Annotated in this window: 24 protein-coding genes and 1 pseudogene; 22 read left to right on the forward strand and 3 right to left on the reverse strand. The window is 64.2% G+C overall.

What is annotated here, in order from left to right:
• Nucleotides 1–8 precede the first annotated feature (8 nt).
• The 22 genes and pseudogenes from gpM (at nucleotide 9) to KUW00_RS05090 (ending at nucleotide 15,942) form a co-directional block, all read left to right on the forward strand.
• Nucleotides 9–761, forward strand: a complete 753-nt coding sequence (gpM, locus tag KUW00_RS04985; RefSeq protein WP_222568381.1) for a phage terminase small subunit — start codon at nucleotides 9–11, stop codon at nucleotides 759–761.
• 109 nt (nucleotides 762–870) lie between these two features.
• Nucleotides 871–1,341: a head completion/stabilization protein gene (locus KUW00_RS04990; protein WP_222568382.1), complete on the forward strand. Its 471-nt coding sequence runs from the start codon at nucleotides 871–873 to the stop codon at nucleotides 1,339–1,341.
• Entirely contained in the window at nucleotides 1,341–1,553 is a 213-nt protein-coding gene (locus tag KUW00_RS04995) for a tail protein X (RefSeq protein WP_222568383.1), read from the forward strand. Before KUW00_RS04990 ends, KUW00_RS04995 begins: the two co-directional genes overlap by 1 nt.
• A gap of 16 nt (nucleotides 1,554–1,569) precedes the next feature.
• Nucleotides 1,570–1,914 (forward strand): putative holin, encoded by a 345-nt coding sequence (locus KUW00_RS05000; RefSeq protein ID WP_222568384.1) that lies wholly within the window; start codon nucleotides 1,570–1,572, stop codon nucleotides 1,912–1,914.
• Nucleotides 1,911–2,183: a phage holin family protein gene (locus tag KUW00_RS05005; RefSeq protein ID WP_222568385.1), complete on the forward strand. Its 273-nt coding sequence runs from the start codon at nucleotides 1,911–1,913 to the stop codon at nucleotides 2,181–2,183. Before KUW00_RS05000 ends, KUW00_RS05005 begins: the two co-directional genes overlap by 4 nt.
• A complete protein-coding gene (locus tag KUW00_RS05010) occupies nucleotides 2,183–2,983 on the forward strand; it encodes an N-acetylmuramidase domain-containing protein (protein WP_222568386.1) in 801 nt (266 codons plus the stop codon). The genes KUW00_RS05005 and KUW00_RS05010 overlap by 1 nt, the downstream gene beginning before the upstream one ends.
• Nucleotides 2,980–3,417, forward strand: coding sequence for a 3TM-type holin (locus KUW00_RS05015; protein WP_222561914.1), 438 nt, complete (start codon nucleotides 2,980–2,982; stop codon nucleotides 3,415–3,417). Before KUW00_RS05010 ends, KUW00_RS05015 begins: the two co-directional genes overlap by 4 nt.
• Entirely contained in the window at nucleotides 3,414–3,896 is a 483-nt protein-coding gene (locus KUW00_RS05020; RefSeq protein WP_222568387.1) for a phage tail protein, read from the forward strand. Before KUW00_RS05015 ends, KUW00_RS05020 begins: the two co-directional genes overlap by 4 nt.
• 11 nt (nucleotides 3,897–3,907) lie before the next feature.
• Nucleotides 3,908–4,363, forward strand: coding sequence for a phage virion morphogenesis protein (locus tag KUW00_RS05025; RefSeq protein ID WP_222568388.1), 456 nt, complete (start codon nucleotides 3,908–3,910; stop codon nucleotides 4,361–4,363).
• Between the two features lie 68 nt (nucleotides 4,364–4,431).
• Nucleotides 4,432–5,004, forward strand: coding sequence for a phage baseplate assembly protein V (locus KUW00_RS05030; protein WP_222568389.1), 573 nt, complete (start codon nucleotides 4,432–4,434; stop codon nucleotides 5,002–5,004).
• Nucleotides 5,001–5,339, forward strand: a complete 339-nt coding sequence (locus KUW00_RS05035) for a GPW/gp25 family protein (protein ID WP_222568390.1) — start codon at nucleotides 5,001–5,003, stop codon at nucleotides 5,337–5,339. The genes KUW00_RS05030 and KUW00_RS05035 overlap by 4 nt, the downstream gene beginning before the upstream one ends.
• A complete protein-coding gene (locus KUW00_RS05040) occupies nucleotides 5,336–6,244 on the forward strand; it encodes a baseplate J/gp47 family protein (RefSeq protein WP_222568391.1) in 909 nt (302 codons plus the stop codon). Before KUW00_RS05035 ends, KUW00_RS05040 begins: the two co-directional genes overlap by 4 nt.
• Nucleotides 6,237–6,869 carry a phage tail protein I gene (locus KUW00_RS05045; protein WP_222568392.1) on the forward strand — a complete coding sequence of 211 codons (633 nt, stop codon included), beginning with the start codon at nucleotides 6,237–6,239 and terminating at the stop codon, nucleotides 6,867–6,869. Before KUW00_RS05040 ends, KUW00_RS05045 begins: the two co-directional genes overlap by 8 nt.
• A 24-nt stretch (nucleotides 6,870–6,893) precedes the next feature.
• Nucleotides 6,894–8,312 carry a phage tail protein gene (locus tag KUW00_RS05050; RefSeq protein ID WP_222568393.1) on the forward strand — a complete coding sequence of 473 codons (1,419 nt, stop codon included), beginning with the start codon at nucleotides 6,894–6,896 and terminating at the stop codon, nucleotides 8,310–8,312.
• 1 nt (nucleotide 8,313) lies between these two features.
• Entirely contained in the window at nucleotides 8,314–8,874 is a 561-nt protein-coding gene (locus tag KUW00_RS05055; protein WP_222568394.1) for a hypothetical protein, read from the forward strand.
• 630 nt (nucleotides 8,875–9,504) lie between these two features.
• A pseudogene (locus tag KUW00_RS05060) lies at nucleotides 9,505–10,560 on the forward strand (phage tail sheath protein); the annotation flags it as partial.
• Nucleotides 10,561–10,598: 38 nt separating this feature from the next.
• Nucleotides 10,599–11,108, forward strand: coding sequence for a phage major tail tube protein (locus tag KUW00_RS05065; RefSeq protein ID WP_108449103.1), 510 nt, complete (start codon nucleotides 10,599–10,601; stop codon nucleotides 11,106–11,108).
• Between the two features lie 59 nt (nucleotides 11,109–11,167).
• Entirely contained in the window at nucleotides 11,168–11,488 is a 321-nt protein-coding gene (locus KUW00_RS05070) for a phage tail assembly protein (protein ID WP_222568395.1), read from the forward strand.
• A gap of 26 nt (nucleotides 11,489–11,514) precedes the next feature.
• On the forward strand, nucleotides 11,515–11,634 hold the full coding sequence (locus KUW00_RS05075; protein ID WP_108449102.1) for a GpE family phage tail protein: 120 nt from the start codon (nucleotides 11,515–11,517) through the stop codon (nucleotides 11,632–11,634).
• 52 nt (nucleotides 11,635–11,686) lie between these two features.
• Nucleotides 11,687–14,428: a phage tail tape measure protein gene (locus KUW00_RS05080; RefSeq protein WP_222568396.1), complete on the forward strand. Its 2,742-nt coding sequence runs from the start codon at nucleotides 11,687–11,689 to the stop codon at nucleotides 14,426–14,428.
• Nucleotides 14,429–14,461: 33 nt separating this feature from the next.
• Nucleotides 14,462–14,911 carry a phage tail protein gene (locus KUW00_RS05085; protein ID WP_222568397.1) on the forward strand — a complete coding sequence of 150 codons (450 nt, stop codon included), beginning with the start codon at nucleotides 14,462–14,464 and terminating at the stop codon, nucleotides 14,909–14,911.
• Nucleotides 14,908–15,942 carry a phage late control D family protein gene (locus KUW00_RS05090; RefSeq protein WP_222568398.1) on the forward strand — a complete coding sequence of 345 codons (1,035 nt, stop codon included), beginning with the start codon at nucleotides 14,908–14,910 and terminating at the stop codon, nucleotides 15,940–15,942. The genes KUW00_RS05085 and KUW00_RS05090 overlap by 4 nt, the downstream gene beginning before the upstream one ends.
• Nucleotides 15,943–15,963: 21 nt before the next feature.
• On the opposite strand, the gene KUW00_RS05095 is transcribed toward KUW00_RS05090, so the two are convergent.
• Genes KUW00_RS05095 through KUW00_RS05105 form a run of 3 tightly spaced genes read right to left on the reverse strand, consistent with a single transcriptional unit; the run spans nucleotide 15,964 to nucleotide 17,203 of the window.
• Nucleotides 15,964–16,506 (reverse strand): hypothetical protein, encoded by a 543-nt coding sequence (locus KUW00_RS05095; protein WP_222568399.1) that lies wholly within the window; start codon nucleotides 16,504–16,506, stop codon nucleotides 15,964–15,966.
• Between the two features lie 23 nt (nucleotides 16,507–16,529).
• Nucleotides 16,530–16,886, reverse strand: coding sequence for a hypothetical protein (locus KUW00_RS05100; protein ID WP_222568400.1), 357 nt, complete (start codon nucleotides 16,884–16,886; stop codon nucleotides 16,530–16,532).
• A gap of 5 nt (nucleotides 16,887–16,891) precedes the next feature.
• Entirely contained in the window at nucleotides 16,892–17,203 is a 312-nt protein-coding gene (locus KUW00_RS05105; RefSeq protein WP_222568401.1) for a BRCT domain-containing protein, read from the reverse strand.
• Between the last annotated feature and the right edge of the window lie 105 nt (nucleotides 17,204–17,308).

Below are 17,308 nucleotides of genomic sequence, written 5' to 3' on the forward strand. Positions count from 1 at the left end.
CCCACAGGATGACCCCCGCCCGCAAGCACTACGCCCAAGTCTCCGCCGCCATTGCTGCGGGGACCGCAGACCCCAACCGCCCCCAGACCGGGGATCAGTACGAGCTGCACGCCGCCGCGCTCTGGGAGCACCGCCGCACGCTCAAGGGTATCAAGAGCCTCGAGGCCAAGATCACCAAGAAGCGCGAGATGCTGGCCGACTTCGATGCCTACGTTGCCGGCGTCCTGACCGGTGGCACAGGTGCCCAGGACGACGTGCTGATGACCGTGATGCTCTGGCGCCTCGACGTCGGCGATCTCGCTGGCGGCATCGCTATTGCCGAATACGCCATGCGCCATGGCCTCGACACCCCTGACCGTTTCGAGCGTGATACCGCCAGCCTGGTGGTCGAGCAGGTCGCCGAAGAAGCCATGCGACGACTCGAAGCCCCCCACCAGCAGGGAGACCAGGAAGGCAATCAAGAGAGTGTCGAGGTCGAAGCGGCCAACCACGCGGCGGATCTGGCCATGCACCTGACTCGTGTCGAGGCCCTGACCCGAGCCGCGGACATGCATGACCAGATCCGCGCCAAGCTCCACAAGGCCATTGGCTACGCCCAGCGCGCCCGGGGCGGTCACGATGAGGATGCCCTCGGTCACCTGAAGCGAGCCCTATCGCTCAATGAGCGCGCCGGCGTCAAGAAGGAGATCGAACGCCTCGAGCGAACCCTCGCCAAGGCGGAAACCACCAACGACGGCCAGGGTGAGACCAACCAGGCCTGAACCGAGTCGCACGCCGACGCCAGGGGGCGCCGGGGGAGAGCGGGCCGAAGCCCCATCTCGTCGATCCCGGCCCACCCCCTTCTTCGACGGCAATTGAGAACACCTCGCCATGTCACTGATCGCCTACAACGTCCCGACCAGCGAAACACCGGCTGAGTCCATCGAGAACAACGGCTTCTGGCCGTCGATCGATCCCCAGGACTACCGGGCCGCCGAGCGCGTCGACGGAAGTATCACCGATGCTCGGGTGGCCATGGCGCTTCGCGTGGCCATGGCCGACATCAACCGCCAGTTGGCGGACTGGCAGCAGGACCACCAGGAAAGCGGCAGCGCCACCATCGCCGACGTCGAAGCACCCGGCTGGATGCCTCCGGACAGCTACGCCCTGCTCTACCGCCGGGCGGTCTACGCCACCGCCACGGCCTCGCTGATGGAGCGATACCGCGACCACAGCGCCACCGGCGAGGGCGACGAGCGCGGCGAGGCCAAGGACCTGGCCGCCGACGACTACCGCCGCGATGCGCGCTGGGCGGTCAGCGAGATCCTCGGCAAGGCGCACACCACGGTGGAACTGATCTGATGCCCAAGGTGCGCACTCTGCAGGACGAGACGCTGGATGGCCTGTGCTATCGCGTACTCGGACGCACAGGCAGCGTCACCGAGCAGACCCTGGAGCTCAACCAGGGGCTAGCGGAACTCGGCCCCCTGCTGCCTCAGGGCCTACTGATCACCCTGCCCAACGAACGACAGGCCGCCCCGCTTCGGGCCGACACTCTGCAGCTCTGGCGATGACACTCACGAGGAACCCATGGCCGAACCAAGCACTGCCACCGCCGTCGCCACCGCCACAGGACTTGCCGCCTTGATCGGATGGTTACCCGGCGTCGACGCCAATGCCGTCATCGGTGCCTTCTGCGGCGCCACACTATTCGTGATCAGCGCCAAAGATCTCCCGATCATCATTCGCCTGATCTATCTGATGATCAGCTTGCTGATCGGCTATCTCGGCGGCCCCCCGGTACTGGGCCAGTGGGTGCCACACAGCGCAGTGTCTGCATTCATCGCCAGTGCGACAGCGGTGACCGCAGGCCTGCGTGCTATCGAAGGGGTCAAGACACTCGACATCAAGTCGCTACTGGGAGGCCGAAAGTGACCACCTCCACGCTCGTCACCCTGCTCTGCGCTCTGTTGATCTGCACCAGATTACTCACCTTCCGTCGGCGTGGTGCTCGCTACCGGCTGGGCTACTCCTGCACTGCTTGGCTTCTGATCGCTGGCACCGGAACAGTGGCCATTCGCATTCTGACCCAAAGTGGCTACCCCGCTGGCTGGGGCATTGCTCTCGTCATGGCGGTGTTGGCATGGCTGGTATGGCGTGCTCGGGGCAACGTCGCCCAGGTCATCAAACTGAGGAGACTGTAATGCTTCTTCGGCTAGGGGACACCGGCTACCGGGTTGAAGCCCTGCAACAGGACCTGCGGCGTGCCGGGCAGGACATCGACGTGGATGGCTGGTTCGGTGACGACACCGAGGCCGCTGTGCGAACCTTCCAGCGACAGCGCAGTCTGGTCGTCGACGGCATCGCCGGCCCAAAGACCGTTCAAGCGCTCAAGGGGCGACCGGACCCACTTGCCCTGACACAAAGCGATCTGGTGACAGCCGCCAACCGGCTCGGCGTAGTTCTCGCCGTCGTCATGGCCGTCAACGAGGTCGAATCCCGGGGCCGCGGCTTCCACCCCACCGGCGAGCCGGTAATCCTGTTCGAGCGGCACATCATGCGCCGACGACTGATCCACCATGGCATCAACCCGGTGCCCTACCAGAAAAGCCAGCCCGACATCGTCAACGACAAGGCCGGCGGCTATGTCGGCGGTATTCGCGAGCACAAGCGCCTCGACCGCGCCCACGCCATCCACGTCGCCAGCGCCTGGGAGGCCGCCTCCTGGGGACTGTTCCAGATCATGGGCTTCCACTGGCAGGCGTTGGGCTACGAGAGCATCGAGGCCTTCGTCCTCGCCATGCAACGTGACGAGGCGGCGCAGCTCGATGCTTTTGTGCGCTTTATCGAGGTGGACCCGGGCCTGCACCGAGCACTGAAGCGGCTCGACTGGCGCGACTTCGCCCGCCGCTATAACGGCCCCGCCTTCGAGCGCAACGACTACGACACCCGGCTCGCCGCCTCCTATCGGCGTTACAACCAGCAACTGGAGATCGCCGCATGAACCTGATCGGCAACATCCTCACTACCGTGGCCGGCCCCATCTTCGACGTCATCGATCAGGCCGTGGAGGACAAGGACCAGGCCAACCGCTTGAAGGCCGAGATCCAGCGCCGTCTGATCGACCAACAGGACGCCGCGCTGCAGGCCAGCATGAAGGTCATCCTGGCCGAAGCCACCGGGGAAAGCTGGCTGCAACGCAACTGGCGTCCCCTCTTGATGACGGTCATCGTGGCCATCGTCGGCAACAACTACCTGATCGCGCCTTACCTCGGCGCTATGTTCGGTGTCGGCCTTCAGCTCGAGCTACCCGACGCCCTGTGGAATCTGATGACCCTGGGGGTCGGCGGCTACATCGCCGGGCGCAGCGGCGAGAAGATCATCGGCACCCTGCGCGGCCCACGCGGTCGCCTGCTCGACGAGATCGCCACACGATGAACAAGCTCATCTCGCTACGCGACCACCTGATCGGCGCCGTCGCCGAGCTCAAGCGCAATCCCGACAAGCTGCTGACCTTTATCCAAGACGGCAGGGTCGCTTTTCATCGTGGCCAGCACCTAAGCCACGAGTACCGAGTCCCCGCCCAGTTGGTCATCACCGACTACAGCGGCACCCTGGACACCGTCATGATCCCCCTGCTCCAGTGGCTGTCCCGCTACCAGCCGGACCTCGACCCTGACGAGGCCGTCACCATCGAGGCCGAGATTCTCGACAACAAGCGCTGGGATCTGGCCTTGACCGTCCAGCTCACCGAGCGGGTGGTGGCCCTGGTGGACTGCGACGCGGGCCATATCAACGTCGAGCACCGCATGCCCGAATACCCGATTGATCCCTGCCCGGCGAACGCCTGGCAGATGAACATCAAGGGGCCAAGCGACCAGGACTACAAGCTGGCCGCCGAGTGGTCATCGGATTGAGGACGAACGGCATGACCGACGACCTCCAGGCGCTGGAAGACTGGGTCACTCCACTGCTCGATAACCTCAGCTCGAAGGAGCGCCGCGCCCTGGCGCGTCGAGTGGCCCAGGCGCTGAGGCGTTCCCAGCGCGAACGCATCAAGGCCCAGCAGAATCCTGACGGCTCCCCCTACGCGCCACGCAAGCCACAGCGGCGCGCCCAACAGGGCGCCATCCGTCGCCGCACCATGTTCGCCAAGATACGCACCGCCAGGTACCTCAAGGCCCGTGCCCAAGGTGACACCGCCGAGGTGAGTTTCGTCGGTCGCGTGGCCCGTATCGCTCGGGTCCATCAGGACGGGCTTCGCGCCAATGTAGACCGTGACGGCCCCCGCGTGACCTACACCCAGCGGCGCCTGATCGGCTTCAGCGACGCCGACCGGGACCTGATTCAGGCCACGGTACTCGAGCACCTCACCCGCGAATGATTGTCCCGGGCACCCGGGACAACGCCCGCCGCTGGTCTCGCCACAAGCCCCCTGCCGAGAATGGCCGCATGAGACATCAACCCCTGCACGGTGCCGCCGAGCTGCTGCGCCTGATCCATAACCTGATCCGCTTCGGCACCATCGCCGAGGTGGATCATTCCCGTGCCCGGGTCCGGGTGAAGAGCGGCGAGCTGCTCACCGCCTGGCTGCCCTGGATCGAAGGCCGCGCTGGTACCACCCGGGACTGGGACCCGCCCACCACCGGCGAGCAGGTGGTGCTGTTCTCCCCCGGCGGTGATCCGTCTGGCGGTGTGGTGCTGGTTGGTCTGTTCTCTGACGCCCACCCCGCTCCGACCGACCTGCCCGAGCTCTGCCGTCGACTGTTTCCGGACGGCGGGCTGTTCGAGTACGACCACGAGAACAGTGTGCTGCGCATCAAGCTGCCCGGACGCGTGGAGATCGAGGCTCCTGGCGGCACGGTCTGGCTCGGAAACATCGATCACCAGGGCGACATGGCCCGAGCCGGCAGCTATTCCCAGGACGGCGGTTCACTGACCCACAACGAAGTGAACATCGGCCACAACCACCCCCACGATGGCGTCGTGCCCGGCAGCGGACAAAGCGGAGGACCCGTCCAATGACTGGCATGAACGCGGCCACCGGGCGCCGGCTCGACTACGTCGACCATCTGCGCCAGAGCGTCACCGATATCCTGACCACTCCGCTGGGCACCCGAGTCATGCGCCGCGACTACGGCTCGCTGCTGCCAGAGATGATCGACCGCCCGTTGACCGATGCCACCCTGCTCCAGGTCTACGCTGCCACGGTGATGGCGCTACTGCGCTGGGAGCCGCGACTGCGCGTCACGGCGGTACGCACGAGCCTCAGCACCACCAGTCCCGGGCGGGTCGTACTTGACCTCGAGGCCCAGACCCGTGAAGGCGAGACCATCAACCTGGAGGTGCCGCTGGCATGAGCACCATCGATCTGTCCCAGCTACCCCCACCCCAGGTCATTGAGGCGCTGGACTTCGAGGCCATCCTGGCCGAGCGAACCGCTGCCCTGCTCGAGCTGGTCGGCGACGAGCGCCGTGCCGAGGTGGAGGCAACACTGGCACTCGAAAGCGAGCCGCTGACCAAGCTGCTTGAGGAAAACGCCTACCGCGAGATGATCTGGCGACAGCGAGTCAATGAAGCGGCCAAGGCGGTGATGCTCGCCTACGCCAGAGGCAGCGACCTCGAGCAGATCGCCGCCAACTTCGAGGTGGAGCGCCTGGTGGTCAGCCCCGGTAATCCGAATGCCACGCCACCGGTCGCTGCCGTGTTGGAAAGCGACGATCAACTGCGCCTGCGCGCCCAGCGGGCTTACGAAGGTCTCAGCGTCGCCGGGCCCCGCGGCGCCTACGAGTTCCACGCCCTGTCCGCCGATGGCCGGGTGATGGATGCCAGGGCCACCAGCCCAAGCCCGGCGGTTGCTATCGTCACCCTGCTGTCGTCCGAGGGCGATGGCACCGCCAGCCAGGAACTGATCGACCTGGTCGACGCCGCCCTGTCCGCCGAGGACATCCGGCCCGTGGGTGACCGCCTCACGGTGCAGTCGGCCACCATCGTCGACTACAGCGTCGATGCCACCCTCTACGTCTACCCCGGCCCCGAGCAGGAGCCCATTCTGGCCGCCGCCGAGGCGGCCCTGGCTCGCTACATCGGGGAACAGCGCCGCCTGGGTCGTGATATTCGGCGCTCCGCGCTGCACGCGGCACTTCACGTCGAAGGTGTGCAGCGGGTGGAGCTCACCGCCCCGGCAACTGACGTGGTACTGGACGTCACCGAGGCCGCCCACTGCACCGGTACCAGCGTGACCATCGGGGGCAGCGATGAGTAGCGCCGAGCGCATCCGCCACCTGCTGCCTGCCAACGGCACCGCCCTGGAGCGCGCCGCCGCCGAGGCACTGGCTGAGATCCAGCGCGTGCCAGTACCGCTGCGCGATCTGTGGCGTCCCGAGACCTGCCCCGCCCACTTGCTGCCCTACCTGGCCTGGGCCTTCAGCGTCGACCGCTGGGACCCGACCTGGCCGGTGTCCACCAAGCGCAGCGTCATCGCCCAGGCGTTCTACGTCCACCGCAAGAAGGGCACCATCTCGGCCCTTCGCCGTGTCGTGGAACCGCTGGGCTACCTGCTCGAAGTCGTGGAGTGGTGGGAGACCAGCCCCGAGGGAGTCCCCGGCACCTTTGCCCTACGTATTGGCGTGCTCGACACCGGCATCACCGATGGCATGTACCAGGAGCTCGAACGGCTGATCGACGACGCCAAGCCGCTGACTCGGCACGTCATCGGGCTGGATATCGCCGGCGAGAGCCGTGGCCTTATCCACGTGGGCGCGGCCATCTACGACGGCGACGTGACCGAGGTATATCCGTTCGCCCCTGGCGACATCAAGACCACCAGCCCCTTCTTCGTCGGTGCCGCCGTCCACACCATCGACAGCGCCACCGTCTTTCCCCGCTAAGGTCGAACATCAGGAGCCCGCCCCATGCCCCAGTTCTACACCCTGCTCACCGATTCTGGTCAGGCCAAGATCGCCAACGCCGTGGCCCTCGGCGCCCAGATCGAGATCACCCAGATGGCCGTGGGCGACGGTGGCGGCAATCCCGTTACCCCGGACTCCAGTGCCACCGTCCTGGTCAATGAAGTCCGCCGCGCCCCGATCAACGCCGTCCACACCGACGACGACAATCCCACCTGGATCGTCATCGAACAGGTGCTACCGCCGGACGTTGGCGGCTGGACCATTCGCGAAGTTGGGGTGTTCGACGCCGCCGGCGACTTGATCGCCATCGGCAACCTGCCTGAGACCTACAAGCCGGTGCTGGCCGAAGGCTCCAGCCGTACCCAGACCATCCGCGTGGTGATGGAAGTCAGTGACACAGCAGCGGTGACGCTGAAGGTGGACCCCAGCGTGGTGTTGGCAACGCGGGAGTATGTCGATGACAGCCTGGCCGACTACGGGCTGGGTGCGGACGATCCCGGCGCCCCGCTGCTGAAGGACTTCGCCGATGCCACTACGCCCACCGGCTTCTATCGAGGCTATGGGAATGGCGCGCCGTCACCGACCCTCAATGGGCCTGCCGGCACCGGAAATTCCAGACTATCGGCCTATGCGCTGCACGTCGGCGGCGCCGTGCATTGGATCGTGCAAGAGAATGGCGGTTCCGCCAACGACGGCCACCGCCTGTTTTTCGGCAATACCCACAACGGCGGCGTTGTCTGGAATCGCGTCTGGCACGACGGCAATATCGGGGAGGATTCAGGCCTTGATGCCGACAAGCTCGATGGCCAGCACGGCGACTACTACCGCAACGCTTCCAACCTGAATGCCGGCACCATGCCATCCGCGCGGTTGCCGAATGCCTCCGAGAGTGTCAAAGGTGGCGCGTTCGTGGCGTCTCAGACGGAAACGAACGAAGGCAGCGATGATGCCAAGTTCATCACTGCGAAGAAGCTCAAGGCGTGGGCGTCGAACTGGGTGCGTCAGGCCACCGAGGCGATGGCCGGCATGCTCAAGGTCGCCACTCAGGCGCAGGTCGATACGGGCACGGATGATGCCACGGCGGTAACGCCGAAAAAGCTGCGCTGGGGCGTCGACTATCTGGCGGGCACGAACGGCTACATTACCTTTCCGTCATGGATGGGCGGTTTCATTCTTCAGTGGGGGTATTATGGTGGGGGCGAACACAACCCTAATATTAGCTTTCCCCTCGCTTTTACAACCTCGGTTTATTGCGTTAATACAACGGCAATATCCAACCTTAATGAGGTTGAATATACACATGTTGGGGCTATCACCCTTTCCGCTTTTGGTGGCGTGAATTATAGAATTAAGATCGGCTCTAGTCCTGAGATATACACATCGACGACGGTGCCATTTAGGTGGTTTGCGATTGGGAGGTAATGTGAAAAGAGATATTTATTACTCCTTTGAAGCTCAGGGGTTCTTTGATAGCGCTCACCATAAAATCATGCCGGGTGATGTCGTAAAAATCACTGAGGAAGAACGGGAGGCGCTAATTTCTGCGCAGTCCTCGGGGCGTCTTATCGTTGTTGGGGAAGACGGAAAGCCTAAAGTCATCGACCCACCCGACCCGGAGATTGACGCGCTAAAGGACGACGCCTTGCGTCGTATAAACGCCGGTTACCAGCATGCCTTATCGGCAATTCTTAACGATTACCCCGACGCCGAAACACTGTCGTTCGACAAGCAGGAGCGCGAGGCGCGCACCTGGGGCGAATGGCAGGAAGTTGGCGGCACCGAGCCGGCAACACCGTATCTCGACGCCATGCTCGCTGAACGGCCGATCGGCAAAGGCGAGCTGGTGGCGCGAATCCTCGCCAAAGCCGACGCCTTTGTCGCTGCGCACGGAGCTGCCACTGGGCGCCGGCAACGTTTAGAGGATGACATTAAGGCCGCTCGTGAGGCCGAGGACCGCGACGCCCTGGAAGCCATCACCTGGTGACCTGATCGCCACCGACAGCACCAGAGGCCCGCTTCAGCCCGCCCATCGGCGGGCTTTCTTGTACCGGTGGGCCGGTACAACAGCCGCGCCTTCACCCTTTAGGGTGCGCCACGCACAGTGATGGCACGCAGCACTGCCAACCGCTTTCACTTGCCAGGAGCGCCACCCATGGCCCAGGAATACCATCACGGCATTCGTGTCGTCGAGATCAACGAGGGCACCCGACCGATTCGCACCGTTGCAACAGCGGTGATCGGTCTGGTGGCCACAGCACCGGATGCCGCTCCCGGCGTCACCGCAAGCGTCACCGTCGATTTTGCCGCCGCCAATACCGGCATCGCCTACACCGCCGCCAATGCCGGCACTGACGGCAACGCCATCCGCGTGCGATACCTCGACCCAGGCACCGCCTCAGCTGCGCTGGCCGTCAGCGTCTCCGGCAGTGATATCACCGTCAGCCTCGCCACCGATACCGAGGGCGACCTGGTCAGCACCGCCAGCGAAGTGGTCACGGCGGTCAACGGCGAGGCCTCCGCCAGCGACCTGGTCAGCGCCACAGAGGCTGAGGGCTCCAGTGGCGCGGGTATCGTATCCGCCACGCCCTTCACCCGCCTGACCGGCGGCCAGGATGAACCCTTCCCGCTCAACACACCGGTGCTGATCACCGACATCCTCGCAGCCCAGGGCAAGGCTGGCGCTGAGGGCACCCTTGCCCGCTCCCTCGATGCCATCGCCGACCAGGCCAAGACCCTGGTGGTGGTTGTGCGGGTGGCCGAAGGCAGCGATGCCGCCGAAACCAAGAGCAATGTCATCGGTGGCGTGAACGCCAGCGGCAAGAAGCTCGGCCTGCAGGCCCTGCTCGCCGCCGAGCAGCGCTTTGGCGTCAAGCCCCGCCTGCTCGGCGTACCGGAGCTGGACGATGCCGATGTCGTCAGCGAACTGATCGGGGTTGCCCAGAAGCTGCGCGCCTTCGTCTACGCCTCGGCCTTCGGCTGCACCACCAAGGAAGAGGCGGCCATGTACCGGGAGAACTTCGGGGCCCGCGAGGTGATGGTGATCTGGCCCGACTTCACCGGCTGGGACACCGCCACCCAGAGCACCCGCAACCACCCCGCCGTGGCCCGGGCGCTGGGCATGCGCGCTCGCCTGGACAACGAATTCGGCTGGCACAAGACGCTCTCGAACATCCCGGTCAATGGCGTCACCGGCATCAGCCGTGATGTGTTCTGGGACTTGCAAGACCCGGCCACCGACGCCGGCTATCTGAACAGCCACGAGGTCACCACCCTGATCAACCGGGGCGGCTACCGCTTCTGGGGCTCGCGCACCTGCTCGGTGGATCCGCTGTTCGCCTTCGAGAACTACACCCGCACCGCCCAGATCATCGCCGACACCATTGCCGAGGCCCATCTGTGGGCGGTGGACCTGCCGATGCACCCCAGCCTGGTGAAGGACATCATCGAGGGCATCAACGCCAAGTTCCGCGAGTGGAAGCGCCTGGGCTACCTGATCGACGGCGTCGCCTGGTTCGACCCCGAGATCAACACCCCCGAGGTGCTCAAGGCCGGCAAGCTCTATATCGACTACGACTACACCCCGGTGCCGCCGCTGGAGAACCTGATGTTCCAGCAGCGCATCACCGACCGCTACCTGATCGACTTCGCCGACCGCGTCGCCGCCGCCTGATTACCGGGCTCAGCGAAACGCCCAGTTAGGAGAACCTCATGCTTCCCAAGATCCTCAAGGACTACAACCTGTTCGGCGACGGCCACAACTGGCAGGGCCAAGTGCCCACCGTCACCATTCCCGAGCTCGCCCGCCGCATGATCGAGTACGAGGGCGGCGGGATGGATGGCCCGGTCGAGGTCGACATGGGCCAGGAGCTGATGACGATGACCTGGACCACCGGTGGCCTGGTGGTCGATGGCCTGTTCGACAGCTTCGGCTCCCCCGTTCATGACGCCGCCCTGCTGCGCTTCACCGGCAGCTACGAAAGCGACGAGACCGGCGAGACCGTGCCAGTCGAGATCGTCGCCCGGGGCCGCCACAAGACCATCGCCATGGGCGAGGCCCAGAAGGGTGACAAGTCCGACTGGGAGATCACCACCACCCTCACCTACTACAAGCTCGTCATCGATGGCGAGACCGTCATCGAGCGCGACGTGCCGGGCTACGTCTTCACCGTGCGTGGCGAAGACCGCCTCGCCCAGCGCCGCGCCAACCTCAACCTATAACCCAGCGCCGCCCCTGGGCGGCGTAGGCCTTCACCTGACTCAGACCCACAGGACTCACCATGACCGACACCCCCAACGTCACCGAACTGCCCAAGCCGATCACCGAGACCGTCGAGCTCGACACCCCGATCATACGCGGCAAGACCACCGTCACCGAGATCCAGGTTCGCAAGCCCAGGTCCGGCGCCCTGCGCGGCGTCTCGCTCACCGACCTGCTGCAGATGCAGGTCGCCGCCCTAACCACCGTGCTGCCCCGCATCACCGAACCGGCGCTGACCGAAGCCGAGGTGCGTGATCTCGATCCCGCCGACCTGGTCCAGCTGGGAGGCACAGTGGCCGGTTTTTTGGTGCCGAGGAAGACGCGCGAGGCGAGCGCCTAGCACTGCCCGAGCGCGTGGACGACGCCATGGCGGACCTCGCCATGGTGTTCCACTGGGGCCCTCCAGAGATGGACACCATGAGCCTGGCTGAGCTCATGTCCTGGCGGGAACAGGCCCGCCGCCGCGTCGAGCCAAGGAAAGGTTGAGTCCGCCCCCAACACCTGAGCCTCCAGCACCACCACACCGCAAGGAACTCCGATGGCCCGAGACCTCAAGCTGCAAGTCATCCTCGACGCAGTGGATCGGGCCACCGGCCCGCTGAAGAAGATCACACAGGGCAGCGGCGCCACCGCCGAAGCCCTCAAGGCCAGCCGCAATCAGCTCAAAACGTTGGAACGCGCCCAACGCGAGCTACGCGGTTTTCGCGACCTCAAGCGCCAGAGCGAGGACAGCGCCCGCGCCCTCACCGACCAGCAGCGTGAAGTCCAGGAGCTGACTCGCCAGCTCGAGCAGGCCGACGGCGCCACCAGCGACCTCACCCGCCGTCGTGCACAGGCCATCCGCCAGGCCCAACGCCTCAAGGAGCAGTATCAGGCGGAGCAACAGCAGCTCCAGTACCTGCGCACCCACATGACCCGCGTCGACGGCGTGACCGGCAAGCTGGGTGACCAGCAGCAGGCGCTGAGTCGGCGCATTCGCGACGCCAACGAGCAGCTGCAGCGACAACAGCAGGAGCTGGGCGAGGTCGCCCGCAAGCAACGTCAGGCAGCTAACGCTGCCCGTCAGTTCCATCGGGGCATGGGCCGGGCAGGACGCCTGATGGGCACCGGTGCCGGTGTCCTGGCCACCGGCGGCGCATCACTCTACGGCGGCGCCCGACTGCTGGCACCTGGCGTCGACTACGGCGCCGCCATGTCCCGCGTCCAGGCCCTGACGCGCCTCGACAAGGACGATCCGCGCTTTCAGGCGCTCCAGGACCAGGCCCGCGAGTTCGGTTCATCGACCTCCTTCAGCGCCACCCAGGCCGCAGAGGCCCAGGGCTTTCTTGGCATGGCGGGCTTCGATCCCGATGCCATCATCGCCGCCATGTCCTCAATGCTGGATCTCGCTAAGGCCCAGGGCGCGGATCTCGGGCGCACCGCGGATATCAGTTCCAACCTGCTGTCAGGCTTCGGGCTCAACCCTGCCGAAATGACGCGCCTGGCGGATGTCATCACCGCCACCACCACCCGGGCCAACGTCGACCTGGAGATGCTGGGCGAGTCGATGAAATACGTGGCGCCGGTGGCGCGGGAGATGGGGCTGTCGCTGGAAGAGTCCGCTGCCATGGCCGGCCTGCTCGGCAACGTCGGCATCCAGGGCAGCCAGGCCGGCACCACGCTTCGCGCCATGATGCTGCGCCTGTCGGCCCCCACCGGCGCGGCCTCCGACGCCTTGGCGACACTTGGGGTCAATGCCAAGGACGTAGAGGGCAACCTGCGCAACGTGCCCGAGATCCTCGCCGACGTGGCCAAGGCCACCGAGACACTCGGCAGCGCCGACCGGCTGGCCTACCTCAAAGACATCTTCGGCGAGGAACCCGCCGCCGGCATGGCGGAACTGATCAACCAGCAGGGCGCTGCCGGCATCGAGGCGTTCGTGGCCACCCTGGACCAGGCCGCCGGTGAGAATGCCCGGGTGGCTAAGGTCATGGCCGACAACATTCAGGGTGACTTGAGGGGCCTCAATAGCGCTTGGGAAGAGGTAGGCATCACCCTCACCGACACCAACGAGGGGCCCCTGCGAGACCTGATCCAGAACGTCACCCGTATCACCCGGGGCGTGGGCGACTGGATGAAGGCCAACCCCGAGCTGACCGCCCAGCTCGCCACCGCCGCTGCCACTGTCGCCGGCCTGGTCACCGTGGGAGGAGCCCTGACCCTTGCCCTGGGCGCCTTGCTCGGCCCCATGGTGCTGACCCGCTACGGCCTGCAGATGCTGGGACTGAAAGGCGGCACCTTCACCCGTGTGCTGGGCGCCCTTGCGGCCCGCGCCATTCCCACTCTGATCGGCGCTCTACGCATGCTCGGTGCCGCCGCCATGGCCAACCCGATCCTCGCCATCATTGGTCTGATCGCCGCCGGTGCCCTGCTGATCTGGCAGAACTGGGACACCCTCGGCCCCAAGTTCGCTGCACTCTGGGAAGGTATCAAAACCACCGCCGGCGACTTCTGGGCGTGGCTAAAGGCTACGGCTGCCTCCGCACGCGACCTGATCATCGCCGGCTTCACCAACTGGACACTACCTGGCCTGATCCTCCAGCACTGGGACGCCATCAGGGCCAGCGGCGCCGAACTGTGGCAGTGGTTTCAGGACGCCCCCGGCAACGCCATCGAGGCGGTGGCCACCATGCTCAGCGACTGGGACCTGAAAGGTCTGCTCGAGGAAAAATGGACCGCCGCTATGGACTATTTGAAGAGCCTGCCGGGGCGCATGCGAGACGCTGGGATGGACGTTGCCCGAGGACTCGGGGAAGGCATCAAGAACGGTGCCGTATCCGCCTGGGACGCCGTCAGTGACGCCGCCAGAGGCACCGAGCATCGTGCCCGCTACGAGCTCGACACCCACTCACCATCACGAGTGTTCAAGAGCATCGGCGGAGATGTGATGGCGGGGCTCGCCCAGGGTATCCGGAGCAGCGAGCAGGCGCCGTTGTCTCGGGTGACTGCCTTCAGCCAGCGCCTGCGTCAGGCCGGTGCAGGCCTGGCACTGGGCGCGGCCACGCTGCCGACCGTGGCCACAGCCGATATTCCCATCGACACCCGCCCACCGCTATCAGCCGCCAGCGCTGGCGGCGGCGTGGTCATCCAGGGAGGCATCAATATCAACCTACAGCCGCCACCAGGCATGGATGAGCAGGCCCTGGCCCGCTACGTGGCCAGCGAAGTCCGCCGCGCCCTGGATGAGGCCAGCCGTGATGCCAGCGTCCGCCAGCGCTCCGCCTTCCATGACATCGACTGACGCCCAGCCAGCCCACCAGGGAGGAACACCCGCATGATGATGGCCTACGGTCTCTTCGTCTTTGGCCTTTCCACCGCCGCCTACCAGGAACTGCAACGCCAGACGGCCTGGCGTCATGCGCCTCAGGGCCGAGTCGGGCGCCGGCCCTCTCGTCAGTTTCTGGGGCCTGACGGCGATAGCATCACACTGACCGGCACCCTGCTGCCTCAGTTCACCGGTGGCCAGCAGAATCTCGACCAGCTACGCCAGATGGCCAATGCCGGCGGCGCCTGGCCGCTGATAGAGGGTAGCGGCAGCGTCTACGGTCTGTTCGTGATCGAGAGCCTCAACGAGCGCAAGAGCGCCTTCTTTCGCGATGGCGCCGCCCAAAAGATCGACTTTGACCTGACCCTCCAACGCATCGATGAAGATGCCACCGACCAACTGGCCAGCAACGCACTCACCCGAGCGCTGGTGACCGGACTCAACGGGGTCCTGGCATGATCCAACTTCTTGGCTCTTCGCTGCTACAGCCCGGGCGCCCGGCACGGACACCAGACTACCGCCTGACGCTCCAGGGACAGGTGATCAGTCCAGAGTTGGACGCACGCCTGCAGCGGCTGTCGCTCACCGACCGCCGCGGACTCGAGGCCGACCAGCTAGACATTACCCTCAACGACCACGACGGGCACCTCGCCCTGCCGCCGCGTGGCGCGGAGCTCCACCTGGCCATGGGCTGGAAAGGCGAGCCGCTGATCGACCGAGGCACCTACATCGTCGATGAGGTGGAACACAGCGGCGCCCCGGACCTGATGACCATCCGCGCGCGCTCCGCCGACATGCGCCAGGGTCTACCAGGCAAGCGCTCCCAGAGCTGGGATAACCTGGTGCTGCGCGACATCATTACCACCATCGCCAAGCGCCACGACCTGGAGCCGAGGGTCAGCGACGGACTCGGGGGGATCCGCGTTGGTCACATCGATCAGACCGACGAAAGCGACCTGCACTTCCTGACCCGCCTCGCCGAGCGCTACGACGCCATCACCACCGTGAAAGCCGGCAATCTACTGTTCATCCACGCTGGCCAGGCCACCACCGCCAGCGGCATAGAGATTCCCCCTATCGACTTGTACCGCCAGGTTGGCGACCGCCACCGCTACGTGGTCACCGACCGAGACGCCTTCACCGGCATACTGGCCTACTGGAACGACACCGCCCACGCCGAGCGTAAGGAAGTCATTGCCGGTGACACCGACAACCTGAAGCGCCTGCGCCCCACCTACGCCAGTGAAGACGACGCCCTCGCCGCTGCCCAAAGCGAGATGCAGCGGCTGGAGCGCGGCGGCGCCGAGTTCACGCTAGACCTGGCCGAAGGCCGCCCCGACCTCTACCCAGAGTCCCCAGTGCGGCTGATAGGCTGGAAGCGAGAGATAGAAGCGACCGCCTGGCTGATCACCGAGGTCCGGCATGACCTCAGCGACAACGCCTATACTGTGGCACTAGAGATGGAGCCTCGCCGAGTAGCAAGGTTTTGATCCACCAGATCTAATCCACGCTCAGTCGGCGCCTAAGAGCTTTAGAATAATTCCACTGAGAACAGCAACGACTAAAGGTATAAAAAAGGCGTTCCAGAATGTCCCACCGAGATTTTTTGAACGACCAAGATAGATATCCACATCATCAATCTCAAACCTCCTCGGCTCTTCGCCATCCATGGCCCGGTCTAGCTCTCGCTCCTGCTGCCTTTTCCTTGCTTGGCGAATCATTCTCGCGTCAGAGCCAGCTGACGAAAAAAGATAAGCGCCAACAATAAAAGCAACATATAGCCCTAGGAACCCTAAATTATCGGCACTCACAGGCTCCAGTAAATTCAAAGGAGAAACCAAGCCATCCAGAGGGCTTTCAAGCCATATTTTAGATAGCAACAGCCGTATGCTACTTGAGATATTATATGAAACATTGTTCGAATAATTTTCTTCAAGAGCCAGAACCAACCCCACTAAAAAAGAAATCACCATCACATAAAAAGAGGCAATAGAAAGGATGGACCCGGCAATTCTCTTAACTAAAATACGGCGCTTCAAATCCCTTATCTTCACTTTTCACCCTCAATCTATAAGAATTAATAATCCATAGTTGGTAGCCTACAGGTTGCCACAACCACCCCACGAAAATCCTTCACCTTGGCAAACATCTCGTCGCCCCCACCCAATTCCATCACGTAGTGCGAACCACCAATGCGATGGCTGTAGAAGAGGCGCAACTGGCGTTCCACCTCAAGGACAGCCAAGTCTCCATGGCAAAGCGGCGCGGACTCATCCACCACAAGCACATCACCTTCCATGATCTCGCCATCAATGCCGGCCTCATCCGACACCTCGACCAGGTAGCACCGGGGCGATATATCCTTGATGCCCAAGGTCGAAACGCAGGGATTGGTAAGGCCCGGAATTGCCGGGCCAAGATAGTTCACACGCATAGTAGTCAGCCTGGCAGTTCGCCTGTTTCCATCAGTGAAAAAAACTGCTCTTGGCTGAGAATGGTGCAGCCTTTGGCACTGGCATCAGCGACTTTGGTACTGCTGGGACGTGGACCAGTACAAAGAAATTCGAGGTTCTTGGTAATGCTCTTTCTTACGACCATGCCCGAATCTTTAGCCATGTTTTCAAGGCTTTTCCTTTCGACTTCCCCGAAGCCTGTAAAGGCTATCTCAAAGCTACCAACAGATCGATCTCGGGAAACTGGTGAGGCGATCCGACTAGAGCCAGTGAGAAGCTCGGCGGTCTCAATGAGCAAGTGCAACACCTGATCGATCAGGTACGCTATCGCTATGACTCATTGCTACCACCACCTTACTGCTGAAGAACGTGCCACCATCATGCTGATGCGTGAAGGTCACTC

This window comes from Halomonas sp. DP5N14-9, from assembly GCF_019802175.1.
Taxonomy (GTDB): Bacteria; Pseudomonadota; Gammaproteobacteria; order Pseudomonadales; family Halomonadaceae; genus Halomonas; species Halomonas litopenaei.

Coding starts and splice junctions, on each gene's coding strand:
- KUW00_RS05040 (WP_222568391.1), top strand. CDS start 5,336: ATGAGCACCATCGATCTGTCCCAGCTACCCCCACCCCAGGTCATTGAG.
- KUW00_RS05085 (WP_222568397.1), top strand. CDS start 14,462: ATGATGATGGCCTACGGTCTCTTCGTCTTTGGCCTTTCCACCGCCGCC.
- KUW00_RS05100 (WP_222568400.1), bottom strand. CDS start 16,886: ATGCGTGTGAACTATCTTGGCCCGGCAATTCCGGGCCTTACCAATCCC.
- KUW00_RS05065 (WP_108449103.1), top strand. CDS start 10,599: ATGCTTCCCAAGATCCTCAAGGACTACAACCTGTTCGGCGACGGCCAC.
- KUW00_RS05030 (WP_222568389.1), top strand. CDS start 4,432: ATGAGACATCAACCCCTGCACGGTGCCGCCGAGCTGCTGCGCCTGATC.
- KUW00_RS05080 (WP_222568396.1), top strand. CDS start 11,687: ATGGCCCGAGACCTCAAGCTGCAAGTCATCCTCGACGCAGTGGATCGG.
- KUW00_RS05075 (WP_108449102.1), top strand. CDS start 11,515: ATGGCGGACCTCGCCATGGTGTTCCACTGGGGCCCTCCAGAGATGGAC.
- KUW00_RS05015 (WP_222561914.1), top strand. CDS start 2,980: ATGAACCTGATCGGCAACATCCTCACTACCGTGGCCGGCCCCATCTTC.
- KUW00_RS04995 (WP_222568383.1), top strand. CDS start 1,341: ATGCCCAAGGTGCGCACTCTGCAGGACGAGACGCTGGATGGCCTGTGC.
- KUW00_RS05020 (WP_222568387.1), top strand. CDS start 3,414: ATGAACAAGCTCATCTCGCTACGCGACCACCTGATCGGCGCCGTCGCC.
- KUW00_RS05090 (WP_222568398.1), top strand. CDS start 14,908: ATGATCCAACTTCTTGGCTCTTCGCTGCTACAGCCCGGGCGCCCGGCA.
- KUW00_RS05010 (WP_222568386.1), top strand. CDS start 2,183: ATGCTTCTTCGGCTAGGGGACACCGGCTACCGGGTTGAAGCCCTGCAA.
- KUW00_RS04990 (WP_222568382.1), top strand. CDS start 871: ATGTCACTGATCGCCTACAACGTCCCGACCAGCGAAACACCGGCTGAG.
- KUW00_RS05025 (WP_222568388.1), top strand. CDS start 3,908: ATGACCGACGACCTCCAGGCGCTGGAAGACTGGGTCACTCCACTGCTC.
- KUW00_RS05045 (WP_222568392.1), top strand. CDS start 6,237: ATGAGTAGCGCCGAGCGCATCCGCCACCTGCTGCCTGCCAACGGCACC.
- KUW00_RS05050 (WP_222568393.1), top strand. CDS start 6,894: ATGCCCCAGTTCTACACCCTGCTCACCGATTCTGGTCAGGCCAAGATC.
- gpM (WP_222568381.1), top strand. CDS start 9: ATGACCCCCGCCCGCAAGCACTACGCCCAAGTCTCCGCCGCCATTGCT.
- KUW00_RS05000 (WP_222568384.1), top strand. CDS start 1,570: ATGGCCGAACCAAGCACTGCCACCGCCGTCGCCACCGCCACAGGACTT.
- KUW00_RS05035 (WP_222568390.1), top strand. CDS start 5,001: ATGACTGGCATGAACGCGGCCACCGGGCGCCGGCTCGACTACGTCGAC.
- KUW00_RS05070 (WP_222568395.1), top strand. CDS start 11,168: ATGACCGACACCCCCAACGTCACCGAACTGCCCAAGCCGATCACCGAG.